Raw genomic sequence first — 23209 nt, forward strand, 5'->3', positions numbered from 1 at the left:
TACGGTTCAGAGGCCGAACGACGCCTGGCGCTGCCCGGCTGGCTCCACTTCTACAACCACCACCGACACCACTCTGCGATTGGCGGCGCACCCTTCGACCGACTCAACAACGTCCCTGGACATCACACCTAGGCATCGACATTGCGCGGTGAGCGGCTTGCTTCGTTGCTTTCGCGTCCTTGGACTATCGAGCCCGTTCGCACGTCAGCAAGTTGCAGCGCTCGGGCGTGCAGCGTACGGCCTGCGCGCAGGCCCCTAGCGTGATCACACCGCGCGCCCTACTCTGGCGGCATGTGCGGACGCTTCGCTCTCGACGACCACGCCAATGCCTCGATCACGGATTTTGTGACGTCGACGGGACGGCCCTATGCGGAGTGGACGCCGGATTGGGAGGGGCGATGGAACATCAAGCCCACCCAGGACATCGCGATCGTCCTCGACTCCGAGAAGGACGACCAGCTGCACGTCGAGACAGCGCGCTGGTCTCTCGTGCCGCTGTGCTCCGAGACGCTGACGCCCCGCTTCCCGACCTTCAACGCTCGCACCGAGGGAATCGCCACCAAGGCAACGTAGAAGCGCCCCTTGAAGTCGAAAGCGGCGCATCATCCCCGCGACCGGCTACTACGAGTGGACTGGTGAGAAGGGGGCCAAACTGCCCTGGTGGATCCACCCCGAGCAGGGCATCCTCGGATTCGCCGGCCTGTATTCCTGGTGGCAAGACCGCTCGCGACCCGACAACGACCCCGACCGGTGGGTGCTGACCGCGACGATTCTCACCATGTCCACCGTCGACGAGCTCGCGAGCATCCACGACCGGAACCCGCTCGCGTTGCCTGAGGATCATTGGGAGCACTGGATGGACCCGTCGATCGTCGGGGATCAGAAGCTCGTCGACGAGGCGGTGCGCGCCGCCCGTGATGAGTCGTCCGTGTTGCTCTTCCACAAGGTCAGCCCCTTCAAACCCGAAGACGACGGCATCGTCCTGACCGAGCCCCTCAACTCGCTGTAGCCCTTACACGCCGACGGTGCGGAATCGCCTGGCGCACGACACCCGCCTCGAGATCGCGCTCTCGGTATGGCCGCTCGACGATCAGCGAACTGCGGTAGCGACCGGCTCCAGGTAGATCAGGCAGTTCCAGTTTTCGGGGTCAGGGTAGATCTCTCCTTGCACCTCAGCGACGATACGGAGTTTGTCACCGACTCCGAGCGTTCCCGGGTTCTCGTCCGTCCATAGGAGATCTGAGGTGAGGTTGACGTCCTTGAACTGGAAGGCTGGTCCACCGGATGTCGTCTCGCTAAACTCGCCGGCCTCGATCAAGATGTCGTATCGAGTGTTGTAGCTCTCGTGGTTTGCCATGTACGAGACATTCCCGTCGAAAGCAACCGTCTCTCCATGATGCTTCTCGATAAACTCTGCGATCGATGGGTCGCAATAGTCGCGGAGCGTGAGAAGGTCTCCGAACTCTGCGTCGCCTTCAGGAGTCATGACGGGATCATTGCTCGCTGATACCTCTGGCTCGGAAATCTCGGTTGGGGTAGGTGCCTCCTCGGGCGCCGCCGATTCCGATGACTCTTGCTGCTCAGAAGGACCATCTGCTGCCGCAGACGAAGGGTCCTCGTCGCTATTTCCGCTACGTTGCTCGCTGATCACGCCGATCACGATGACGACTGCGAGTGCCGCTGCGGCAGCTGACCCAGCGATCGCGATTGCCCGAAGGCGGCTCTTCGGCTTAGCGCGACGAATCGTAATCTCAGACCGCACTTTGCCCGTCGCCTGCGAGACGACCTCCCACCCCTCTTTCTCCCATTTGGAGATGGTCCGATTCTCCATGCCTCGAACGGAGCGCACCACTCGCGTTTCGTACTCTGCCTCACTGCTCACCACACGTGCTCCTAAGTATCCCGAGCTGGCCTCGCGTTCCATGCTCGAGCATATTGCGTTCTTCAGCGCAGCCCGCCGACATCGTGTCTCTCCTCGGGCCGACGATGGAGGCAGCAAGACCTGCCGATACGTTGAGAGGCCCAGCGCCGTCCTACGCAGAAAGGTGCCCCTCCTGCTCGAAAGCAGACGGGGCCACACGCTGCACTATGCGAAAAACTTCTTACCTCGAGACGGGCAAGATCGGGAGAAGACAGTCCATCTCTCCCTCACGCTTGTAGTACTCGATGTGCGGTCGCGCGGAGTCGTGATCTGCGAGAGCGAAGAGCGCGTCGAATGCTGGTGAGATCTGCTCGTAGATCTCCGGTGCGTTGCCCCGCAGACGTAAGCGAAGATAAAGGCCGCCGGGAATCGTGGTTTCGTCAAGCTTGAGCGTGTTGTCGCCGGGTCTGACGTAGGAACTGGTGACAGTTCTGGTCAGGCCGCGAGGGCCAGGTCGTTGTTCATGATGGTCTCGAACTCTGTCGGCGTCAAACGGCCCAGGCGTACCGCTCGCCGTAGATGAACTCCACCTAATCCTGCTCGCCACGCAGAAGCTGTCCAGCAAAGGATCCATCTAGCCAAACATCGAGCACGTCCGCCATCACAGTTCCTCGAACAGCTCGTCGAGGATCGCGGAACGCTTGCTCCGCTCGAGCGTGACGATGAAACCAAGCGCGGCCGCGACGTCAACTAACCGTCTATGGGAAAAATACTTCACATGTTGCCGAATGGGAAGTATTCTTCTCCTTCTTCATCCACCGCCCTATGCCCTCCCCACCAGGCGGGCGAACGCGCTGAGGCGTGCGACCGAGTCGGCGTGGAACGGCAGGTCGTCGAGGAGAGCCGGGCTGAAGACCACGTAGGCCGCGACCTTCGCACGGCTGATCGCCACGTTGAGCCGGTTCTGCAGCAGCAGGAATTCCGGCCCGCGCGGCGCGCTGCGGCCTGACGAGGCCGCGAGGGTCAGGATCGCCACTGCCGCTTCCTGCCCCTGGAACTTGTCGACGGTGCCGACTCGTACCTCGCCGAAACCGGCGCGGGCGAGTGCCTGCTCGACGAGCTGTTGCTGTGCGTTGTAGGGCGCGACGACGATCACGTCGGCCTGGCCAATCGGCCGGGGTGAGCGTGGCGTTGCCGCCTGCTCGTCGTCGATATCAATCTCGGTGAACGAGCGCCCCAACACGTCGGCAACGATGCGCACCACTTCGGCGGCCTCCTCCGGAGATTCCGTCGCGTTGCCCCGGTGCGTAACGGGAACGGGGTGCACGCCGGGCGAGATACCCTCGACGGCGCGCAGCTCCGCGCCCGGGCGGGATCGCAGCTGTCCGCCGTACGACAGCAGCGACACCGGCCCCGCCACCTCGGGATGCAGCCGCCAGGTGCGGGCGAGGAAGTAGCCGTATCCCTCGGGCAGCACGGCGGATCCGCGCATCAGCCAGCCGAGCGCCGACGTGTCGACGGGCGCGGGGTGGGTGCCCTGACTCACCTGCGGCAGCTGCTGCGGGTCGCCGAGGAGGAGCAGGCGCCGGGCCGACATCGACACCGCGATCGTCGACGCCAGTGAGAACTGCCCCGCCTCATCGACGACGAGCAGGTCGAGGGCGCGGCGATCGACGCGCGTGACGTTCGCGAAGTCCCACGCCGTGCCGCCGATCACGTAGCCCTTCGACTTCCCCTGCTGGAAGGCCGAGAGGCCGTTGCGCGGCAGGACCGTGAACTTCTCGCCGTCGGCGCGGGCGCCGCCCTTCAGCACCTTGCCGACGCCGCCGGCGGGCACGCCCGCGGCCACGACCCTATCGAGCATGTTCTCGACGACCGCGTGCGACTGGGCGACGACGCCGACCTTCCAGCCGTGGTCGTTCACGAGGCGCGCGATCACGTGCGAGCCGACGTAGGTCTTGCCGGTGCCGGGAGGGCCCTGCACCGCGAGGTAGGTCGGCACGCTCAGCAGCGAGAACACGATCGCGTCGACGTCGCTGCCGATCGCCGACGACACGACGCGGCCCGAGTGGTGGTCGGCGCGGAGCCCTCGCAGGATGTCGGTCGCCGGGTCGATCGGATATATGCCGTCGGACGCCTGCACGTTCTTCTCGCCGCGGAGCAGCGCGTCGGCCCACTCGTTGATCGCCCCCTGCTGGGCGCCGGCGGGCGGCGGCGACGCCGGCGTCATCGCCACCGGGAGCTCGCGCCACGTCTGCCCGCCGGCCGCGTACTCCTCGACGACCGCGCCGTCGTCGAGCACCTCGACGACGCGCACCTCGCGGGGCACGTGGATCCACCTATTCGACGCGTCGGACGGGAAAGGCGCGGGTGCGGGGTACAGCACGAAGGGGCTCGCTCCCTCGCGCAGGCGCGTGCCGGGAGCCACGTCGCCGCGCAGCTCGATGACGCGGCGCATCGCGCGCTTGCCGTCGGGCGTGTGCCAGTCTTCGACGACGTCGGAGCGTCGCACGTCGATCACCACGACGTCGCGCGTCTCGCCCCACAGCGCGATCGGCTCGCGCAGGCGCTCGAAGTGCGCCTGCCAGAAGGCACGGGCCTCGCGCGGGTAGTAGTCGATCGCGGCCGCGGCGAGCCGGAATGCCTGTTCGTCCGCGAAGCTTCGCGCGACGTCGTCCGTCGGGGCGGCGGGCTCCTCCCCCGCCAGGATCGCCTTTGCGGCCGACTCGAGCGCCTCCGGATCCACCGCACCACGCGCCTCCGCCATCTCATCGGCCTTCGCGACAAGCGCGAGCGCGCGCGGCGACGGCTCGTAGACGTCGCTCGGACGGTCGTCGGGCGCGGCCGGCATCACGCGCGTCTCGCGCGCACGCTCGATGAGCCAGTCGCGCAGGCGGCGGGTCGAGACGCAGTCGTAGCGGTTGTAGTCGGCCAGGTCGTCGAGGATCACCTTCGCCTCGGCCTCCTGCCCCGCCTCGGCGAGCGCTCGCGCCTCGACGTAGCGCACTATCGAGTCGTCGCCCTTCTGCACGTCTTGCGTGCGCACCTCGTCGCCCATGTAGAGCGGCTCGAGCTTCTTGATCGAGTACGACGAGCTACCCACGCGCAGGGCGTTCTTCACGACCGGATACAGGTCGACGAACAGCTCGTCTCGCAGCATGCGATCGACGTCGGCCTCGCGCACGCCGTGCCGCGCGGCCATCGCCGCCAGGTGCGTGGGTTCGTACGGCGCGTAATGGAAGATGTGCATGTGCGGGTTCGCCTGGCGACGGGCCGCGATGAAGTCGCAGAAACGCTCCAGCGCCCGGCGCTCCGCCGCGAAGTCGTGTGCCCACAGCGCCGTGTACTGCTCGCGCGTATCGACCCAGCCGAAGAGGTAGTCGAGGCCCCACGCGTCGCGGCCGCCCGGCAGCGCCTCGCTGTGCAGCGGGTCGCCCTCGAAGTCGAAGAAGATGTCGCCGTGGTCGGGCCGCGGCATTGTGCTGAGCGCCGTCGGGTTCACGACCTCGTAAAGCGGGGCGCCGTCGCCTGACCGCTCGGTCATGACCTGCAGACGCGCCTGCGTGCGCAATCGGTCGAACGCATCGTCGCTCATGCGCGCGGGCTTCGTCGTCGCACCCGCGAGCGCGTCGATCGTCTCGTAGCCAGCCTCGCGCAGGCGCTCGCGCGCGGCCGGGCGCATGCCCGCGACGAGCAGCACGTCGCGGTGAGCCGCGACCTGCTCGGCGCAGGTGGCGCACCGGCCGCACGCCTGCACCTCGAGGTCGCCCCGGGTGTCGCCCCACTCGATCGCCGCGGTCGCGGATCCGTCGGAGATGCGGCGATCGGCAACCAGCTGCTCGAGCCGCTCGCGGCGCACGCGGAACAGCGGGAGCAGGTCGTCGACGGCGTGCGTCGACGTGGATCCGTCGCCGAGCAGCAGGTCGACCTCGCCCGCGCGCGCGACGTCGAGCGAGTCGAGCTGATCGACATATGCCGCGAGCTGCATGAGCGCCGTCACCCGCGCCGTGCGGGCCAGCTTTGTGTCTTGAACGCGCCACGCGCCCTCGGCGTCGCGGACGAGGAAGTCGGCGAAGCCGACGAAGTCGCCCGCCGCGAACGCGCCCTGGAAGACGACCCGTGCCGAAGGATCCGTGAGCGCCTCGCGCGTCAGCCGCACCGCCTCGGCGAGCTCGGCCGCGCGCGCCGACGACGCACGCTCGATCTCGACGACCGCGTCGCCGTGCTGCGCGCGGTAGGCCTCGAGCGTGCGGGCCTCGTGGGCATCGCCCAGGCGGGCGGCGCGCTCGAGCATCGCGTCGTCGGGGTCGTCGACCGCCGCGCACCGGCCCAGCTTCGCGTCGATCTGGCGCAGCCACGCGAACTCGCACTCTGCGGCGGCCTTGAGGTCGCTCGCGCTCCAGATGAGTCGCTGTTCGTCGGGGATGATGCGCATGTTTCCACGGTAGAGCGAACCGCTGACAAACGAAGATGCGAGACTATTCAGCGTGACCGACTTCGATTTCCTGAGCGCGTATCGTCACGGCTTCGCGCGCGTTGCCGCCTGCCACATTCCCGTCGCCGTCGCGGATCCCGCGACCAATGCGCGCGCGGTTCTCGACGCCGCGAAGCAGCTCGATAGCGACGCCGTCGCGGTCGCGGTCTTCCCCGAGCTCTGCCTTACGGGCTACGCAATCGACGATCTCGTGATGCAAGACGTCGTGCACGACGCCGTGCTGGCCGCGATCGAGGAGATCCGTAACGAGTCGGAGTGGATCATGCCGCTCCTCGTCGTCGGCGCCCCGCTCGCCTACGACGGACGCATCTATAACTGCGCCGTCGCGATCCACCGCGGCCAGGTCGTGGGCGTCGCGCCGAAGTCGTACCTGCCGAACTATCGCGAGTTCTACGAGCGCCGCTGGTACGCGTCGGGCGAGGGCGTGCGTGGCACGATCCGCATCGGTCACGAAGACGTTCCGTTCGGCAACGACCTCATCTTCGAGGCCACCGACGTGCCTGGCCTCGCTGTGCACGCCGAGGTGTGCGAGGACATGTGGGTGCCAGTGCCTCCCTCGGCGCGCGCCGCCCTCGCGGGCGCGTCCGTGCTGCTCAACCTCTCCGGCAGCCCCATCACTATCGCGCGCGCCGACGACCGCCGCTCGCTCGTGCAATCGGCCTCGATGCGGTGTATTGCCGCATACGCATATGCCGCCGCGGGCCTCGGCGAGTCGACGAACGACCTGTCGTGGGACGGGCAGACGATGATCTACGAATCCGGCGCCCTGCTCGCCGAGACCGAGCGCTTCCCCACCGGATCCGCGTACTCGGTCGCCGACGTCGACCTCGACGCGCTGCGCCAGAGCCGGATCCGCCAGGGCACCTTCGACGACAACGCCCGCGCGTACGCGAGCGAGTTCCGCCGGATCCCGTTCGCGCTGCGCCCACCCAAGCACGACGTCGGGTTGCGCCGCCAGGTCGACCGCTTCCCCTTCGTGCCCGACGACCCCGCGCGCCTCGCGCAGGATTGCTACGAGGCCTTCCACATTCAGGTCGCCGGCCTCGAGCAGCGCCTGCGCGCGATCGGCAACCCGAAGCCCGTCATCGGCGTCTCGGGCGGCCTCGACTCGACGCACGCCCTGCTCGTCATCGCGCGCGCGATGGACCGCATGGGTCGCCCGCGCAGCGATATCCTCGCCTACACGATGCCCGGATTCGCGACGAGCGACCACACGAAGAACAACGCCATCGCGCTCGCGAAGTCCGTCGGCGCGACGATCGAGACGATCGACATCCGCCCCGCCGCGACCGAAATGCTGAAGCAGATGGGGCACCCCTTCGGATCCGGCGAGCCCGTCTACGACGTCACTTTCGAGAACGTGCAGGCGGGCATGCGCACCGACTACCTGTTCCGCCTCGCCAACCACCACGGCGGCATCGTCGTCGGCACGGGCGATCTCTCCGAGGCCGCGCTCGGCTGGTCGACCTACGGCGTGGGCGACCAGATGAGCCACTACGTCGTCAACAGCGGCGTGCCGAAGACGTTGATCCAGCACCTCATCCGTTGGGTCATCGCCGACGGCACGGGCGTCACCGACGAGGAGGCCACGGTGCTGCAGTCGGTGCTCGACACCGAGATCTCGCCCGAGCTCGTGCCCGCGGGGCAGGACGGCAAGGTGCAGTCGACCGAGAGCACCATCGGCCCCTACAACCTGCACGATTTCACGCTCGCATACGTGCTGCGGTATGGATCCAGGCCCTCGAAAATCGCATTCCTCGCCTGGCATGCGTGGCACGACGCCGCCGCGGGCGCGTGGCCCGCGGGCTTCCCATCAGATGGTCGGCCGGAGTACGACATCGACGAGATCGCGAAGTGGCTGCGGCTGTTCCTGAAGCGCTACTTCGGCTTCGCGCAGTTCAAGCGTTCGGCCGTGCCGAACGGGCCGAAGGTCTCGCCCATCGGATCCCTCTCGCCGCGCGGCGATTGGCGCGCGCCCTCGGACGGGAACGCCCGTGCGTGGCTGGCCGAGCTGGATGCGGCACTGCCGGAGGGGTGATTTCGGCGGTGCCGCGTGCCGAGGTTCTGACGATCGGTTGAGATTCTGACGATTATTGCGATTCCGTCGGATCTCGAGCGATCGTCAGAATCTCGCGGCGCGGGGCAGCGCAGCGCGGCCAGGCTGCGCGCCGCAGCTAGCCGCGCCCCGCGGTTAGTTCTTCTTCGCGAAGACACTCCTGAGCACGGCGAACACGATCGCGGCCACGACGAGCACGATCAAGAGCTTGAAGGCCCAGAAGATCACCGAGAAGAGGATGTTGACGAGGAAGACCGCGATGATGATCGCGACGATCACTCCGAGAACGGTCCAGATTGTGCCCATGTTCATGAGCCCAGCCTACTGTTCGACGATGCTCCACCCACCGGCGGCCCGGCGAACTCGGAGCTGAGCGGGGATCTGCTCCTTCATCGCGTCGACGTGGCTGATGAGCCCGACGGTGCGCCCGCCCTGCCGCAGGTCGTCGAGCGTGCGCATGGCGGTCTCGAGGGTCTCGGCATCGAGGGATCCGAAGCCCTCGTCGATGAAGAGCGTGTCGAGCCTGATGCCGCCGGCGCGGTTCGTAACGACCTCGGCGAGACCGAGCGCGAGCGCGAGCGAGGCGAGGAAGGTCTCGCCGCCCGACAGCGTGTGCGGCGCGCGGGCGCGCCCGCTGAACGCGTCGAACACGTCGATGCCGAGGCCGGAGGCCGCGCCGCGCCGGTTGAGCGAGTCGGAGTGCTGCAGCGTGTAGCGGTTATCGCTCATCTCAGACAGCCGTACGTTGGCCGCGTCGACGATCTGCTCAAGCTCTGCCGCGAGCACGAAGGTCTCGAGGTTCATGCGCCGTGTGTTCGGCTCGCGCCCCGCCACGGTATCGGCGAGGCGAGTGATGACGGCGACCTTCTCGGCCTGTTCGCGGATGCTCTCGTGCGCATCGTGGGCGCGCTTCAGCGAGCCGGCCAGCGACTTCGCGAGGCGGTCGGCCTCGCCCCGCGCCTCGATCGCCGCGATGTGGATCCCGTGGGCCGCGGCGAGCGCGGCCTCGACGGCCTCGAGCTCGACGGGTTCGTTCGGGATCCGTTCCTCCGACAGCTCGTCGAGCGTCGCCTGCGCGGTCGCGCGGCGGGTGTCGGCGTCTGTCACGACCCGCTCGAGGCTCGCGCGCGCGTCGGCGTCGCGCTGTGCCGCGCGCGCCGCGTCGACGCTGTCGAAGCGTGCCTGCTCGAGCGCCTCGGCGAGGGCCTCGCGCGCGGCCGCGAGCGCGGAGCCGGCGCGGCCTTGCTCGGTCTGGGCGTTGGAGCGGGCCGTCGCGCGGGAGGCGAGGCGGGCGGCGACGCCGATGCGCTCGGCGACGGATGCATACGGGCCGCGTGCCTCGTCGACGTCTGCCTTGGCCTCGGCAAGGGACTTCTCGGCCGAGGCGATGTCGGCCTCGACCTGTGCCCTGGCGCTCGCCTGCTCGCGGTGTTTTACCGACGTCTCGTCGCGCTCGGCCTCGAGCTTCGCGATCTGCGCGTCGAAGAGCCCCTGATCACGCAGCGCGGCCTCGGCGTCGGCCTTGGTCTGCCGCGCGTTCAGCAGATCGCCGTCGACCTCGGTCGCGGTGCGGCCGCCGGCGCGCGCCTCGGCGTCGCGCAGGGCGAGCTCGGCCTCGCGCCGCGCCTCGCCGGCCCGGTCGTGCGCCGCGACGGCGGTCTCGCGCGCGGCGTCGGCCTCATCGATCGCCTCGGGCGTGACGGGGTCGTCGCCGGGCTCGGCGGGCGCGGGGTGGTCGGTGGATCCGCAGACCGCGCACGGCTGCCCTGCCTCGAGCTGTTGCGCGAGCTCGCTCGAGTAGCCGGCGAGGCGCCGGCGGTGGAGCTCGGTGAGCGCGTGCTCGGCGGCGTCGCGCGCGGCCTTCGCCGCCGCGAGCGCTATCTCGGCCTTCGCTGCAGTGGACGCGCGCTCGGTGGCCTCGTGCACGGCGGTGAACTGCGCCTCGAGGGTGCGGATGTGCTCGTCGACCTGCTCGGCCCTGGCCGCGCGGGCCGCGGCGTCGTCGCGCTGCTTACGGGTGGCCTCGATGAGTCCGGGAAGAGCGGCCTCGCGCGCCGCCAGCGAGGCGAGCGCCTCGCCGAGCGTGATCAGGCGTTCACGCTTCTGCTCGATGCGCTGGGCGTCGCGATCGAGCTCGCTCTCGCGCTGGCGAAGCGGCTCCCACGCGCCGATGCGGCGCTTGAGGTCGTCGGCGAACGCGTCTAGCACCGACGGATCCGCGTCGTCCGCCGGCAGGCCGGGATCGCCCGCCTCGCCGCGAGCCCGCGCCCACTCGCTGCGCGCACGCTCGGCCTCGGCGTCGGCGCCATTCTTGTCATTCTCGGCGCGCGTCACGCCCGCGATCGCTGTGCGCACGGTCTCGGCCCGGCGCGCGGCGTCGAGCTCCGCGCGTGCGGCGTCGACCTCGGCGCGCTTCTCGTCGAGATCTGCGAGGGCGGCGACAGCGGCGACGTGGCGGCGCTGCTTCTCGGCGAGCGCCGTCTTCTCGTCGCGGGCCTTCTGCGCCTCGGCCCGCACGCGCTCCGCCTCGGTGGCGCGCGCCGTGGCGACCGCGAGATGCTCGAGAGCGATCGCCTGCGCGGTCTCGGCCTGTGCGATACGCCCGGCGATGTCGTCGGCCGCAACGACGGACGCGAGCGAAGAGTCGTCCTCGCCATCAAGCGAAGAGGCAGCCGCCCGCACCTCCTCCACCCCGCGTAGCGCCTCGTCGAGAATCGCGGTCAGCCCGATCTTCTGGTCGCGGATCCCCGCCTCGGCATCCTTCCGCTGATCTTCGAGCGCCTTCTCGTACTGCTCGAACCGCACAGTGCCGAAGAGCGAGCGCAGCAGCTTCTGCCGATCGTCGTTCTTCGCGAGCAGGAACTTCGCGAAGCGCCCCTGCGCGAGCAGGATCACCTGCTGAAACTGCTCGCCGTTCATGCCCACGATGTCGATAACGCGCGAGCCGACTTCCTTCTCCTTCGTTGCAACGCCGATCCACTCGGATCCGTCGCGCCGGAACAGCTCGACGCTCGCGGGCTCGGTCACGTACCCCGTGCCGCGCATCTTCGGCCGCTCGTAGGCGGGTGTGCGCACGATGCGCCACGCCTCGTCGCCGACGATGAAGTCGAGGGTGACGCGGCTCGGTTCGCCGTCTTTCGCGTAATCGCTGCGGTAGCGCTTCTCGCCGTCGGCGGAGCGCGGCGTCGTGCCGTAGAGCGCGAAGCAGATGGCGTCGAGGATGCTCGACTTGCCCGTGCCCGTGCGCCCCGAGATGAGGAAGATGCCGTCGGCGGCGTAGCGGTCGAAGTCGACCTTCTGCGTGTCGCGGAAGGGGCCGAAGCCCTCGATCACGAGCTGCTCGATCTTCATGCCTGCTCCCCCGCCCGAACCTCGGAGACGACCGTCGCGATGAGCGCGCGCTCCTCTTCTGATGCGCCCTCGCCCGCGCGCACATGATCGAGGAAGTCGTCGACAATCTGCGGATCCGGGGTGCCCCGCCCCACCCGATCGCGGTACGTGCGCGCCTCGGTCTCTTCGCGCTCGGGCCGGTACTCAATCGTCGCGCAGAACGGATACCGGGCGCGGAGCTTCTGCATCGGATCCTTCGGGGGAACCCGATCGGTCAGGATCGCGCACACCCAGTCGTCGTCATGCCCCTCCATCGCGAGCACCTCGTCGAGCGTGCCGGTGAGGATCGCGTGCCCGCGCGGGATCGGCAGATCGAGCCAGGTCGCGCTCTCAAAGCCATCGGGCGAGAGCTCCACCAACCAGGATCCGCGGGGCTTGTCGGCCTCGCCGAAGCTGTAATGCAGGGGCGCACCGGAGTATCGGATGTGCGGCCGCAGCTCGCTGCGCCCGTGGATGTGGCCGAGCGCGACGTAGTCGGGCCCCGCGAGGTCGGCGAGCGGAACGACGTCGAGCGTGCCCTGCCGCAGGTCTTGTCTCACCTCGCGCTCGAGCTGCGGGGTCGCCTCGACGCCCGCGGCGAAGCAGTGCGCGATCGCGACCGAGACGCCACCCCGCTCGGCGCGATCGGCGTTGATGAGCCGCATCGCGTGCGCCATGACCTGCTGCTGCGTGCGCAATTCTTCATCCGGCCACAGGTGCCGCACGAGCGCCAGCTCGAGATACGGGATGCCGTAGAAGTGCACGCCGTCGATCGTGACCGGCGTGCCGACCTGGTTCGCGTCGGTCAGGATGTGCACGCCACCCTCGAGCAGCGGGGCCTGGAAGCCCAGCCGCGCCGCCGAGTCGTGGTTGCCGCTCGTCACGACGACCTTCGCCCCCGCATCGCGGATGCCCCGGAGCGCGCCCGTCAACACGTCGTAGCAGTCTGCCGCCGGCATCGACGAGTCGAACACGTCGCCCGCGACGACCACGACGTCGACGTCGTGCTCGCTCACCTGGCGCACGAGCGCGTCGAGCACGCCGCGCAACGACTCGAGGGTCGAGTTGCCGTGGAACGTGCGCCCGATGTGCCAATCGGAGGTGTGGAGGATCCGCATGATTCAACGGTATCGGCGACCCCCGACAAACGAAGAGCGCCGCTATGCTGACCGCATGGCCGACGACGAAATCTCGAAGCTCCGGGCCGCCGCGGCGGCCGCCCAGGCCGCCCTCGAGGCCGCAGAAAAAGAAGCAGCAGAGAAGGCCGCAGCTGAAGAAACGGCGAAGGCGGCACCCGAGAAGGAACCGGAAAACAGCCCCGCCGGCCCCCTCGACCAGGCCGGCGTCGACGCGATCGCGGCCGCCTACGCGTTCGAGGGCGAGGCGCTCGAGATCGGCGCGCTCGTAAACGGATCCGTGGTGAAGGATGCGCAGATCCGGATCCCCCTCGCGATGCTCAACCGCCACGGCCTCATCGCCGGCGCGACGGGTACCGGTAAGACGCGCACGCTGCAGGGCCTCGCCGAGCAGCTCACCGAGAAGGGTGTGCCGGTCTTCGCGGCCGACATGAAGGGCGACCTGTCGGGCATCGCGGTGCCGGGTGAGGCGAGCGAGAAGCTCACCGCCCGCACGCAGCAGATCGGCCAGGATTGGCAGCCGCGCGCCCAGCAGACCGAGTTTTTCGTGCTGGGCGAGGAGGGCGGCGGGATCCCGCTGCGCGCGACCGTCAGCGGCTTTGGTCCGCTGTTGCTCGCGAAGGTTCTCGGGCTCAACCAGACGCAGGAATCGAGCCTGCGACTCGTCTTCCACTACGCGGATGAGAACGGTCTCGCGCTCGTCGATCTCGAGGATCTGCGCGCCGTGCTCACCTACCTCACGAGCGATGCGGGCAAGCCCGAGCTGAAGAGCATCGGCGGCATCTCGACGGCCACCGCCGGCGTGATCCTGCGCGAGCTCAGCGCGTTCGCGGCCGACGGCGCCGAAGACTTCTTCGGCGAGCCGGAGTTCGACGTGCACGACCTGATCCGGCTCGCGGACGACGGCCGAGGGATCCTGAACCTGCTCGAGCTGCCCAATGTGCAGAGCAAGCCGGCGCTGTTTTCGACCTTCCTCATGTACCTGCTCGCCGAGCTGTTCGAGGTGCTGCCGGAGGTCGGCGACCTCGACAAGCCGAAGCTCGTGTTCTTCTTCGACGAGGCGCATCTGCTGTTCACCGACGCGTCGAAGGATTTCCTCGACTCGATCACGCAGACGGTGCGACTGATCCGCTCGAAGGGCGTGGGCGTCTTCTTCATCACGCAGACCCCGAAGGACGTGCCGGGCGACGTGCTCGCGCAGCTCGGATCCCGCGTGCAGCACGCGCTTCGCGCCTTCACGCCGAACGATGCGAAGGCGCTGAAGGCGACCGTGAGCACGTATCCGACGTCGGGTTACGACCTCGAGCGGGTGCTGCAGGATCTCGGCACCGGCGAGGCGATCGTGACCGTCATGAGCGAGCGCGGCGCGCCGACGCCCGTCGCGTGGACGCGCGTGCGCGCCCCGCAGGGCCTCATGTCCCCCGCCCCGGCGGGAAAGATCACCGAGGTCGTGAACGGATCCGCGTTGCGGGATAAGTACGCAACCCGCGTGGATCCGGAATCAGCTCGCGAGATTCTCGCCGCGAAGATGGACGCGGCGCACGAGGCCGCCGCCCGCGAGACCGCAGCCGCGGAGGCCGAGAAGGCCGCGGCCGCGGCGAAGAAGGACGAGGCCGCGGCGCTGAAGGCGAAGCAGAAGGCCGACCGCGAGTACGAGAAGATGCTGCGCGAGATCACGCGCCCGCCGCGTACCCGCACAACGACTCGCCGCGCTCCGGCTTCGCCGCTCGACGAGATCCTCGGATCCAAGGCGACGTCGAAGATCGTCACCGGTGTGGTGCGCGGGCTGTTTGGGATTGGGCGGCGGTAGGTGCCTCGTCGCAGTTGATGGTGTAGTCGGAGGCAGGCAGTTGGTTTGCGGATAGACATCAAGGGCGCCCCGGGTGGAAGTTCTTACATCAGACCCGGTAGGCGTGAAGAACTTCCATTACCCGGGAGACTTCGGCTGCTACCCAGCCACCGACGCGCTCAACCGTCTACGCCCTCATTCGTGAAGAGCCGGTAAACTCTGATCACCGCGTTCGTATAGCCCTTCAAGGGTCTCCCGAGGAGAAGCAATCGTGGCGTTTTACGTTCGTTCGGACATGTCGATAGCGAGGAAACTATGACAGCTGCGGGCCTAATTTATAGTCAGTCGTGGTGGGTCGCATCCGAGCTGGTACGCAGGAATCCCGACCTCATTGCGGAGGAAACCCACCCAGGTGGGGGTACGTATGACGTACTGCAGTTAGTAACGACGAATCTTCTTCGTAACCACTCGTCGCAGGCACAGATCATGCTTAACCGAGCGGGATCGCTTCAAGTTCACTTCACGGCGTTTACTAGCGCACCCGATCAGATTGTGGTTGGGCATTGGTCTGATTTGTTCGAAGACACGGATTCTTACAGAGTGATCAAGGCTATTGAAGATGTTGCTCAGATCACACCTCAACTAGGGGCGCCCTCGTCTGATCGCTCTCTTGCTTACCGATTCTTCGCAAACACGATCAACCTCGCCAGGCTTGGCAAGCCGAAGTGGGACGTTCGCTCTGAGAGACTTGATTCCAGCGGGATGGCCGGAGTAACGCTGAACGGTTACATCGATCGCTTCCCTGAAGCGGTAACGGATGCGCGCAATGAGCCCGTACTGCAGATGGCGGCTGGAACGGACCCGTACCGTCAGTTCTGGGCGATCTTGCGTGACGCGGAGCCCGTTGCAATGGTGAATGCGTGGGAAGGCAAGCTCTATCGGCAGGGCGGGCCCACCGTGCGTTTGTCTGAGCAATACGAGGTTCTTGGGCGCCGTGTAACGCCCCTCGTGTGCGGCATGTTGCAGCAGTGGCTGCCCTAACCTCAACCTGCTTAGCCAACCTCGGGGCGACGCGCGATCGGGTCTGATACAGAAAAAGGTACTGGCGAGCAGGATCTTCGGACCGGCGGGTGGCCGGGGCTTGACCGCCACACATGACGGTCAAGCCCCGGCCACCCGTACCTTCGCCCTCCCGCGACGGCACGAAAGACTGTTCCCGACTATGAGTCAGTGATCGTGCGATGGAGATGTTCGACCGCAGCCCTTGCGGTATCTACGTCGTCGTCGCCCAGATGGACGATGCCCGATATCTGTACCAAGCCACGCATCAATTGGCGTGCGTAGTCGCGACGCGTACCCCGCGAATATCCCGACTGGATTATCTGTTGTGCCGCGAGACGCGCAAGTTGCGGTTGCTCAAGCGTCAGCCGCCGCTCAAGCATCGCAACGTAGTCGTCTTCAGTGAGTTGCCTACTCATGACGAGTTCGCGCTCAAAGACCACCCAGCGGAGCCACAACTTCGAGAAAACATGGCGCCGGTCGCCGCCGGTCAGTCGCCTACGGGTAGACCCTTGATTGATATCGGTGTCTCTTCCCCGCGTAACGCGTGCAACCGCGAGGTCTGGCAGGAGAATGAGCGTCAGAAAATCCCAGACCTGCGAACTACCGAGTTCTCCGCGAGCCCCCGTGAAGGTGGAAGCGATCTCCTCGCCCACTCCCAGGTCGAAGGCGGCGCCGAAGCCGAGCTCCGACGTCCGCGCAGAATCTGCAACGAGGAGACACCGGGCGCGGAAATCCAAGAGCTCCTTCCGGCTTACTCTGGTACCGCCGGTGACTGCAAAGGAGTGCGGGTCTTGCAAAGCATTGTCGAGGGCGGCTAGCGTAAACGCTTCGCTTCCCCTGGCTTTCTGCAAGAGGTCTTGACGGATACTTTCTGCTTGATCGAGTGGGAGTCTCGGAAGCAAGATTGTGGGGTTCATCGACGTCCATTCGCAAAGATCTTCGTGCCAGACGCCAGGAGATACTCGAAATCTTCCGGCCTGGTCCGGTACAGCCTGATGGCAGCATCTAGCGAACGTTTGAGGTACGTCTTGGTCGCGCGTTGAGCTCCCGCTGCAAGCGAGTCCGGGTACTCCGCGGCGATCTGGTCCATTCGTGCATCCGTCTGATTAATCTCCGACATGCGCGCGATCCCGCCTACGAGCGCGCGGGTGATCGAGGCATCGAGCTCGGCCTCGACCGTTGCGTTCGGTTTACCATCCATCAGGTCACGTATGAGGCTGTAGTCCTCGTTGAGTTCTAGTCGAATCGAGTGAAGGAAGGGAGCTTCAGGTTCCTCTGCGTTAACGGAAATGCGCCACGGTGCATCAAGGATTCCTTGTTCCTCGAACGAGTAAGCCACCGTGGGGAAGGCGTCGGTGTCCGACGAGAGACGGATGTCGGCGCTCTTTGCCTCTGCGACGACTCGCGTAGACAGCCAAGCGGGGCCACGTCGTTCCCCGATTTTTGCTGGCACGGGGAGCACGATCTTGCTCCGTAGCTCCAGAGCTTCGGAGATATCACGCCCAGCAATGCGCACGTCTGCGACGGCAGTTCCGGATGCACGATCGAAAGTCAGGGCGGCAGAGGCGTACCTGGTGATGGCAGTGTGCTTGCACGAGGCTGTCAGTATGAGGCGCGCCTCGCCCCCGCCCAAGTTCCGATACGCGTCGACACCAATCGTCACCGTCCGCCGGAATACCAATTCAGAGTTGGCATCCCAGGAGTCGGCAAGATCGTCGATGGCCACCTCTCGACCGTCGACGGAGACCGACCACTCGCTCCATCGCACATGCGCTGCGTCGAGTCGAGGGTACGGGTAGAAAACCGCCTTCGTCATTTCACAACTTCCGCGCTCAGATCGATCTCAAGTGCTGTAGCTACTTGAGTAACGAACAACACTCCGACAGCTTGTCCGGGGCGGACCGTAACCTCGGGCCCCAGTTCACGACTGCCACCGGGCAAAGCCCAATCAATCTGTAGCTCGTCCTCCCCCAATGCCAGATTGCCGTCCTGCGCAACCGCGTAAACGGTAGCGGTCACCTTTATCTCCGTGGCGTCTGGCGAATCGGTCGTAGCCACGACTGTGACCTGCTGTCCCTTGCCGTCGGGCAACGACCTCGCTTCTGAGATCGAAACGTCGGTCCGAACCGTGTGACGGCGCGTAGCGCCCGAGCGAGCCCGCCGCCGGGGGGACTCCAACGGCTCATCAGGGGCGGCCCCAACCGGCACGAATGAGCGTAATGCTTGAGCAACGGCCCGCACAGAACGCTTCTCCACTGGTCTCGCCAGTTGGCTTTCCGTGAGAAACTTCCGTGCCTTCTGCCGGATCTGCCCCAAGGCCTTCTCAACGACGTACTTGGAGACCTCCTTTTCCGCGTTCTGCGGCGTCCAACTGTCGTGCGTGGGCGGCTCCGTTGCTGAAAAATGATCATCGCATTCTGGCGTCGGTTTGAAGACCCCGTGCCACTGCACGACATCGTCCTCGAACCCAGGGATCTCCATGTACTGGACCACGAGCTCTGCCCCTGATCTCATAAGGCACAGCCGATCGTCTGGAATCGTGTAGTCCTGTGAAGCAGGAGACTTCGCACTCGCGATCATGTGGAGATGGCCGACGACGTTGTCATTTCGCCCGCCGAAGACTTCATTGCGCGGGTCAGTCCAGCCTCGCGGCCGTAGCGTGATCGGAAATGTCTCCCGCTTCAAGATGAGGGGCGACGGCGCAGGAGCATAATCGTCAACCTGGGTTTTCTGCTCTTTCCGAACTTCAATCAGAGCATCGGCGAAAGTAGAGTAGCGCCGCCTCACTTCTTCAGCGACTGGCTGCTCTTGGCGATCATGGTAAAGCTCGATATGCATCGGAGCATTTTCCTGATCCTGAGCAAAGGTCTTGGGCCAGACACTGTGGGCCATCGCATCGCGGATTTGTCCCACGAGCAGGCTGGCGACCTCCGTCGATCGCACTGGCGTCAACTTATCGACGGTGCGTTCATCCTCGGAATGCACGGTGATCACCGGGTCGATAATGAGAATGGACGTCCCCATCTCCGGATCTTCGTCGTCATCGCCGAAATGGGTACGGAAGATTTTCTCTCCGAGCACCCGCGCCGCCTCGCCACGGATTGGCGCGATACTGTCCCCGCTTGCGTCTCCCCACCAATGGGCACCTGTGTATCGGGCACCGCCCTCTGCGTAAGGGTCGTGGAGCGATGTCGCAATCAGGCGGTACTCCGGCAGCCCTTCGCGTCCAGTACAGCGCGTCCAGTACACGACTGTGTGCGCGCGGGACACCTCAAACGTCGCTGTCTTGCCGAACCCATACGTGCCACCAGCACCAGCGGATGCCTTCGTTGTGCCGATATCGAACACGAAAGAGTTGAAGTTGTTAGGCTCCCACTCTCCAGGTGTTTCCGATGCGTGGTACGGGCCATCGAGGCCGGTGGTCCCACGGTCGAAGACTTCGATGGCGTGTGTGTTTTCCGCGTCGAGACTCTCCGCGAGGATTGATAGCGATCGAGGGAGATCTGCAAAAACCTCGTCGCGAAGCGTCGATTTCACCTCCGCATCCATCTTGTAGACGCGGGCGCCGTAAGCCGGGAGCCAAATGTCAGTTCGGGCATCCCAGGAGTTCTGAAGTGTCTCACGAACAAGCAGTTCTACACGCGAGAGGCCGGTGGTTCCGCGGAGCAGTTTTCCTCGCCCGCCACTTGTCTGGTCGCCGGGGCCTCGCGGCTTCGAGTATCGGTCAAGTACACGAACCGTCATGCGGGCTCCTCGAGTTCGACGGAAAGACGGATGAAGTCAAAGGTTGCCGCTGGCGCGGGCAACGCACTCAAGTCAAGTGAGTACACCAAATCCGATACAGCGAGGGCAACTGAGTCCTCCAATGCAGACGCACTCAATACCGGACTAGCTCTCGTGATCTCCCAATACCGCCAGCCGACCAAGGAGAATGAGGCCTCAAGCTCGTCGCTCATTCCTTGGACATATCCCGCCATCGCGAGCTTCGCACGCAACTCATCGATCGGCACACCAAGGTCCTGAATCCTGCCGATGACCGCGTCGATGGGATCCTCGCCCTGTCTCTGGACCTCAGCTACCGCGAGCGTAAGTGTGCCACTGACAGGCAACTGGAGCTGGCGGAGCCCATGTACCGTAACAGCAGCGCGATTTTGGAAGCTCGATGTCTTCACTTCGACTCGCGCGCTCGCCCCGATGAAATCATGGACGTCCCTGTTGCTCCGTTGCCAGGTACGAATCGCTGACACGCCCACGTCTCCGACAAGCGCTTCGAGAAATCGAAGCTCTCCGTATAAGCCGGCAAGTGCCGACTCGCTCAATGGCGACCGCGCAACCTGGAGCAGGTTCCTCCACTCACCAGCGGAAGTTGCGATGACATTGACGACGTCTGTCTCCGTCTGTAACGAGTCACAGACCTCGTCGACGAAGACGTTGAACACGCCATCGAGTCGCCGGTCATTGCATACGAGCTTGACCGTCGTGATCTCTTCCTCAGTCTTCTCGTCGCGAACGTTGATTGTCGTCACATCGATTACTTCGCTCACCCGAAATGAGAGGCGCTCGTCGCTTGTAATTTCGAAGTACGCGGCGGCGCGCGACAGATCGTCCTTCCCAGTCCACGCTCGTCGCCCTTCCGGGAGGCCAGGCACGGGTGATACCTGGGCCTCGGCATTCCCAAGCGTCGTGTCGTCCCCGAGAGATGTGTCGCTCCGCAAGTCTTCGAAGCTCATACAGAACCGCCCTTGAAATCTCCTTCGGTGTCCACGACGTTAGCGATCTCTGCCTCGTCAGCTTCAATCGCGAATCTCGGCGTGACCGATACCCGCGTGCCTTTTCGCTCAAGCTTGTTGTCTGCGTCGAAGGGGGCAATGACTGCGATTCCCATGATCGGAGGCAGACCTTCATCAACGAGACGCTCGTCATAGCCGCGTAGGGCAACGTCCATCGACTGACGTACCTCTCCGGCACCGGCAGACGACCGACGGCTGATCGGATACAGCAGTAGCAGCCCACGACCTTCACCCCCGCTACGGCTACGACGCAACTTCTTCTGTTCGATATTGTCGAGGGCCTTTTTTCCCTCTGCCCGTTCGGGAACTAGTCCTTGAAGCTTCAGGTCCGCAACCATGTCACCACCGCGCATCAGGGCACGGATGTTGATCCCCTTGGAAGCGTCGCTCTCGACGATTGCGGATCGTCGAACTGCTCGTACTCTCTCGTCGCCGACGGTCAGAGTTTCTGCTTCATTTCCAGACGAGACGACGACGTTCCACTTCTTCTCTGGCAGGAACTCGTTGGTCCATGCGACAAGATCCTTGAGGGAATCCTCGAACGATGGGTGGACCCCAAACTGGTCGAGGAATGCTTTCACCCGGCCAAATTCAACATCACGGTGAAGCCGTGCGTTCTGCGGGTCCCGGCACGACGCGATCTCATCGAGGAAGTGAGTCGTGGTGACGAAGTTGCCAGAGAAGACGGCTTCCGCGGGTACGAAGCGAGTGGTTTGCAGCTGGAAGCCTTCAAAGTCGGCCTCTGCAACCGACACATGCTTCATCTTCGAAGAGCTAGTTACCTGCAGGCGCCCAGGGTGCAGGAGAACCCTCACCCCGATGTCCTTCGGCTTCTTGTTCGTCGCGATCATGAGCGCGATCTCTTCTCGGACGTCAGCCTCGACTCCAGCCAGAAAACGGTAGTCGTCCTCCAGCCCAGGGCTTAGCCAGATGCGTTGTAGATCCGCGTAACCTTCACGGTATCCAAACCAACGCCCCATCTGGAGCAACGTGTCATAGGCGTTAGTGCTCACGCGAGTAAAGAACGAGACAAACAGCCCTTCGAGGGTGAGGCCTCGTGAAAGCGTTCCGCCACCCACCACGATGACGGTCTGCGGTGAATCTGGGTACACCAGCCGCTCTGTGTCGTCAGCCTTGCCATTGTCCACAGCGGTGCGCAAAGCGCGCAAGACGTTAGGAATCTCGTCTCGGACTCGCGGCCAGGTCGGCGCCTTATCAGCACCGTGGTGGAGGTCCGCAGCACGATCAATTTCCTGGGTGAAGATGTCGTGGAAGCTGTCAACGTCGCCCTCACGAGCCCGCTCCTTGAGCGGTTCCAGGTAATCGTTGATAGCGTCACGCAACGCAAAGTGGGGGTCCACACGTTGGGTCGTATGGACGAGCATCGTCGAGTGCTTTGAGTGCTGTCCGCGGACCCGCCGTACTGCCGTCGCGACGACAAACCATCGAATCGCGTCTGCCAGGGAGGCCGTAACCGGAGGCTGCGCCTTCGCAACGTTCTTTCCCGTCGGTACCAGCAGACCGACTTCTGCCTTCGGCACAGCCCTCACGACATCCGGGGTGTTGATATCGTCTGCACCTCCGGTTGGCTCGCCCAGCCCAAAGATCCGCTCAGCGCCAAAATAGTTCGTTGGCGTCGGCATCACATGAATGAAGTCCTTCGGATACAGATCCGGTAAATCAGATTTCTCTCCGCTATTAGGGTCCATGAAAATGTTCGCGAACGGCGTCGCGGTGTACCCAACGTATGTGCCGTTTCCAACCTCATCCCAGATCTGACGCATCAGACGGTTGATCGCCGTCGGCTCGTCGCCAATCTTCGACGACGAGTCGGGCGTCGCCTGATCTGACTCATCATCGATGATCAGGAACGGCGTCTGTCGCTTCATATCCGGGTCAAGATCGCGCAAGAAATCAAGAACGTTCTGGAGCCGGCTGCTGTTCTTCTTGACAACGGCGAGCACCCGTCCGCTGTTGACGATCGCTCCCGCGTTTCCCTGGTAGGGAGCGAAGTCGCCGTTCTCGTTGGTCAGCCGGTACCACTTCGTGCTGTCCTCGGTGACGCCCAAGTCGTGATCAAGTCGCAGCTGTGTCTGCTTACGGAGGTTGTTATGGATCCCGGACAGGACGAGGATGAACTTGTACCCGCTGTCGAGAGCCTTCGCGATAACCGCCGAGTAATTTGCGGTCTTGCCGGACTGTACATTTCCGATCACGAGTCCGAGGCGCTTGTTGCCTTCCGTAAATGGCTCGGCGAGAGAGGCAACAATCTCCTCAGTAGAACCATCGATCGACGGAACGGCATCCGCCATGTTGCTGGATTCCATGCGCGAACGAAGGTTGGTCCACACACCATTTGCGAGGTGAACGCCCTCATACCAGCCGCGCTCGATGAGGTCCTCGCGTCGCGACGTACCGATCTCGGTGAACTTCGTCCGGGCCAGCACCTGCGACGCATGCTCGGTCTCGATCGCCTTGATCGTCGCACTGTAGTCGCCAGGGGCGGCGGTCAGGACAGCTTTGACGGCTCATCGTGTTTGAGGGTGTAGTAGCGGTTTGAAGCCGCCGGTCTCGAGCAAGCTCCTGGCGATGTAGTTGGTCAGGTTCCGGAACCCCAGGGCGGTGCCGCGGAGATGCTCGAGACGTCCGTT

15 protein-coding genes and 1 pseudogene are annotated in these 23209 nt (G+C 65.1%); 6 read left to right on the plus strand and 10 right to left on the minus strand.

The genetic code is table 11. From position 1 onward, the window contains the following. The 3 genes and pseudogenes from DTO57_RS14100 to DTO57_RS14800 form a co-directional block, all read left to right on the plus strand. Positions 1-132: pseudogene (locus DTO57_RS14100) on the plus strand (IS481 family transposase); the annotation flags it as partial. 159 nt (positions 133-291) lie between these two features. Further along, on the plus strand, positions 292-573 hold the full coding sequence (locus DTO57_RS14795) for an SOS response-associated peptidase family protein (RefSeq protein WP_268235380.1): 282 nt from the start codon (positions 292-294) through the stop codon (positions 571-573). A 31-nt stretch (positions 574-604) separates the two neighbouring features. Continuing rightward, positions 605-1009, plus strand: coding sequence for an SOS response-associated peptidase (locus DTO57_RS14800; RefSeq protein WP_268235381.1), 405 nt, complete (start codon positions 605-607; stop codon positions 1007-1009). An 81-nt stretch (positions 1010-1090) separates the two neighbouring features. Here DTO57_RS14800 and DTO57_RS14110 read toward each other — a convergent pair whose 3' ends face one another. Next, complete coding sequence (locus DTO57_RS14110; RefSeq protein ID WP_162785794.1) at positions 1091-1882, minus strand: DUF4839 domain-containing protein; 792 nt, start codon at positions 1880-1882, stop codon at positions 1091-1093. A gap of 802 nt (positions 1883-2684) precedes the next feature. Beyond that, positions 2685-6296 carry a TM0106 family RecB-like putative nuclease gene (locus DTO57_RS14120; RefSeq protein WP_114118917.1) on the minus strand — a complete coding sequence of 1204 codons (3612 nt, stop codon included), beginning with the start codon at positions 6294-6296 and terminating at the stop codon, positions 2685-2687. Positions 6297-6348: 52 nt separating this feature from the next. On the opposite strand from DTO57_RS14120, the gene DTO57_RS14125 reads away from it, so the two are divergent. Beyond that, the gene (locus DTO57_RS14125; protein ID WP_114118919.1) at positions 6349-8394 is read left to right on the plus strand and encodes an NAD(+) synthase; all 2046 of its coding nucleotides are present in this window, start codon (positions 6349-6351) and stop codon (positions 8392-8394) included. A gap of 153 nt (positions 8395-8547) precedes the next feature. Here DTO57_RS14125 and DTO57_RS14520 read toward each other — a convergent pair whose 3' ends face one another. The 3 genes from DTO57_RS14520 to DTO57_RS14135 are packed head-to-tail and all read right to left on the minus strand — an operon-like array spanning position 8548 to position 12899. Continuing rightward, positions 8548-8724 carry a hypothetical protein gene (locus tag DTO57_RS14520; RefSeq protein WP_187346642.1) on the minus strand — a complete coding sequence of 59 codons (177 nt, stop codon included), beginning with the start codon at positions 8722-8724 and terminating at the stop codon, positions 8548-8550. Positions 8725-8733: 9 nt separating this feature from the next. Beyond that, positions 8734-11763, minus strand: a complete 3030-nt coding sequence (locus DTO57_RS14130; protein ID WP_114118920.1) for an AAA family ATPase — start codon at positions 11761-11763, stop codon at positions 8734-8736. Then, positions 11760-12899, minus strand: a complete 1140-nt coding sequence (locus DTO57_RS14135; RefSeq protein WP_114118921.1) for an exonuclease SbcCD subunit D — start codon at positions 12897-12899, stop codon at positions 11760-11762. Before DTO57_RS14135 ends, DTO57_RS14130 begins: the two co-directional genes overlap by 4 nt. A gap of 55 nt (positions 12900-12954) precedes the next feature. On the opposite strand from DTO57_RS14135, the gene DTO57_RS14140 reads away from it, so the two are divergent. Then, positions 12955-14727 carry a helicase HerA-like domain-containing protein gene (locus tag DTO57_RS14140; RefSeq protein WP_114118922.1) on the plus strand — a complete coding sequence of 591 codons (1773 nt, stop codon included), beginning with the start codon at positions 12955-12957 and terminating at the stop codon, positions 14725-14727. A gap of 294 nt (positions 14728-15021) precedes the next feature. After that, positions 15022-15747 carry a TY-Chap2 family putative peptide chaperone gene (locus tag DTO57_RS14455; RefSeq protein WP_162785795.1) on the plus strand — a complete coding sequence of 242 codons (726 nt, stop codon included), beginning with the start codon at positions 15022-15024 and terminating at the stop codon, positions 15745-15747. A 179-nt stretch (positions 15748-15926) separates the two neighbouring features. Here the strand turns inward: DTO57_RS14455 and DTO57_RS14890 are convergent, their stop codons facing one another. From DTO57_RS14890 to DTO57_RS14170, 5 genes are all read right to left on the minus strand, one after another. Beyond that, positions 15927-16685: a DUF6339 family protein gene (locus tag DTO57_RS14890; protein WP_114118924.1), complete on the minus strand. Its 759-nt coding sequence runs from the start codon at positions 16683-16685 to the stop codon at positions 15927-15929. Further along, complete coding sequence (locus DTO57_RS14155; protein WP_162785797.1) at positions 16682-17494, minus strand: hypothetical protein; 813 nt, start codon at positions 17492-17494, stop codon at positions 16682-16684. Before DTO57_RS14155 ends, DTO57_RS14890 begins: the two co-directional genes overlap by 4 nt. 86 nt (positions 17495-17580) lie before the next feature. Continuing rightward, entirely contained in the window at positions 17581-19305 is a 1725-nt protein-coding gene (locus tag DTO57_RS14160; protein WP_162785798.1) for a hypothetical protein, read from the minus strand. A gap of 203 nt (positions 19306-19508) precedes the next feature. After that, positions 19509-20498, minus strand: a complete 990-nt coding sequence (locus DTO57_RS14165; protein ID WP_114118927.1) for a PD-(D/E)XK motif protein — start codon at positions 20496-20498, stop codon at positions 19509-19511. Continuing rightward, the gene (locus DTO57_RS14170; protein ID WP_114118928.1) at positions 20495-23005 is read right to left on the minus strand and encodes a Z1 domain-containing protein; all 2511 of its coding nucleotides are present in this window, start codon (positions 23003-23005) and stop codon (positions 20495-20497) included. Before DTO57_RS14170 ends, DTO57_RS14165 begins: the two co-directional genes overlap by 4 nt. Between the last annotated feature and the right edge of the window lie 204 nt (positions 23006-23209).

Source organism: Microbacterium sorbitolivorans, assembly GCF_003327285.1.
Classification (GTDB): domain Bacteria; phylum Actinomycetota; class Actinomycetes; order Actinomycetales; family Microbacteriaceae; genus Microbacterium; species Microbacterium sorbitolivorans.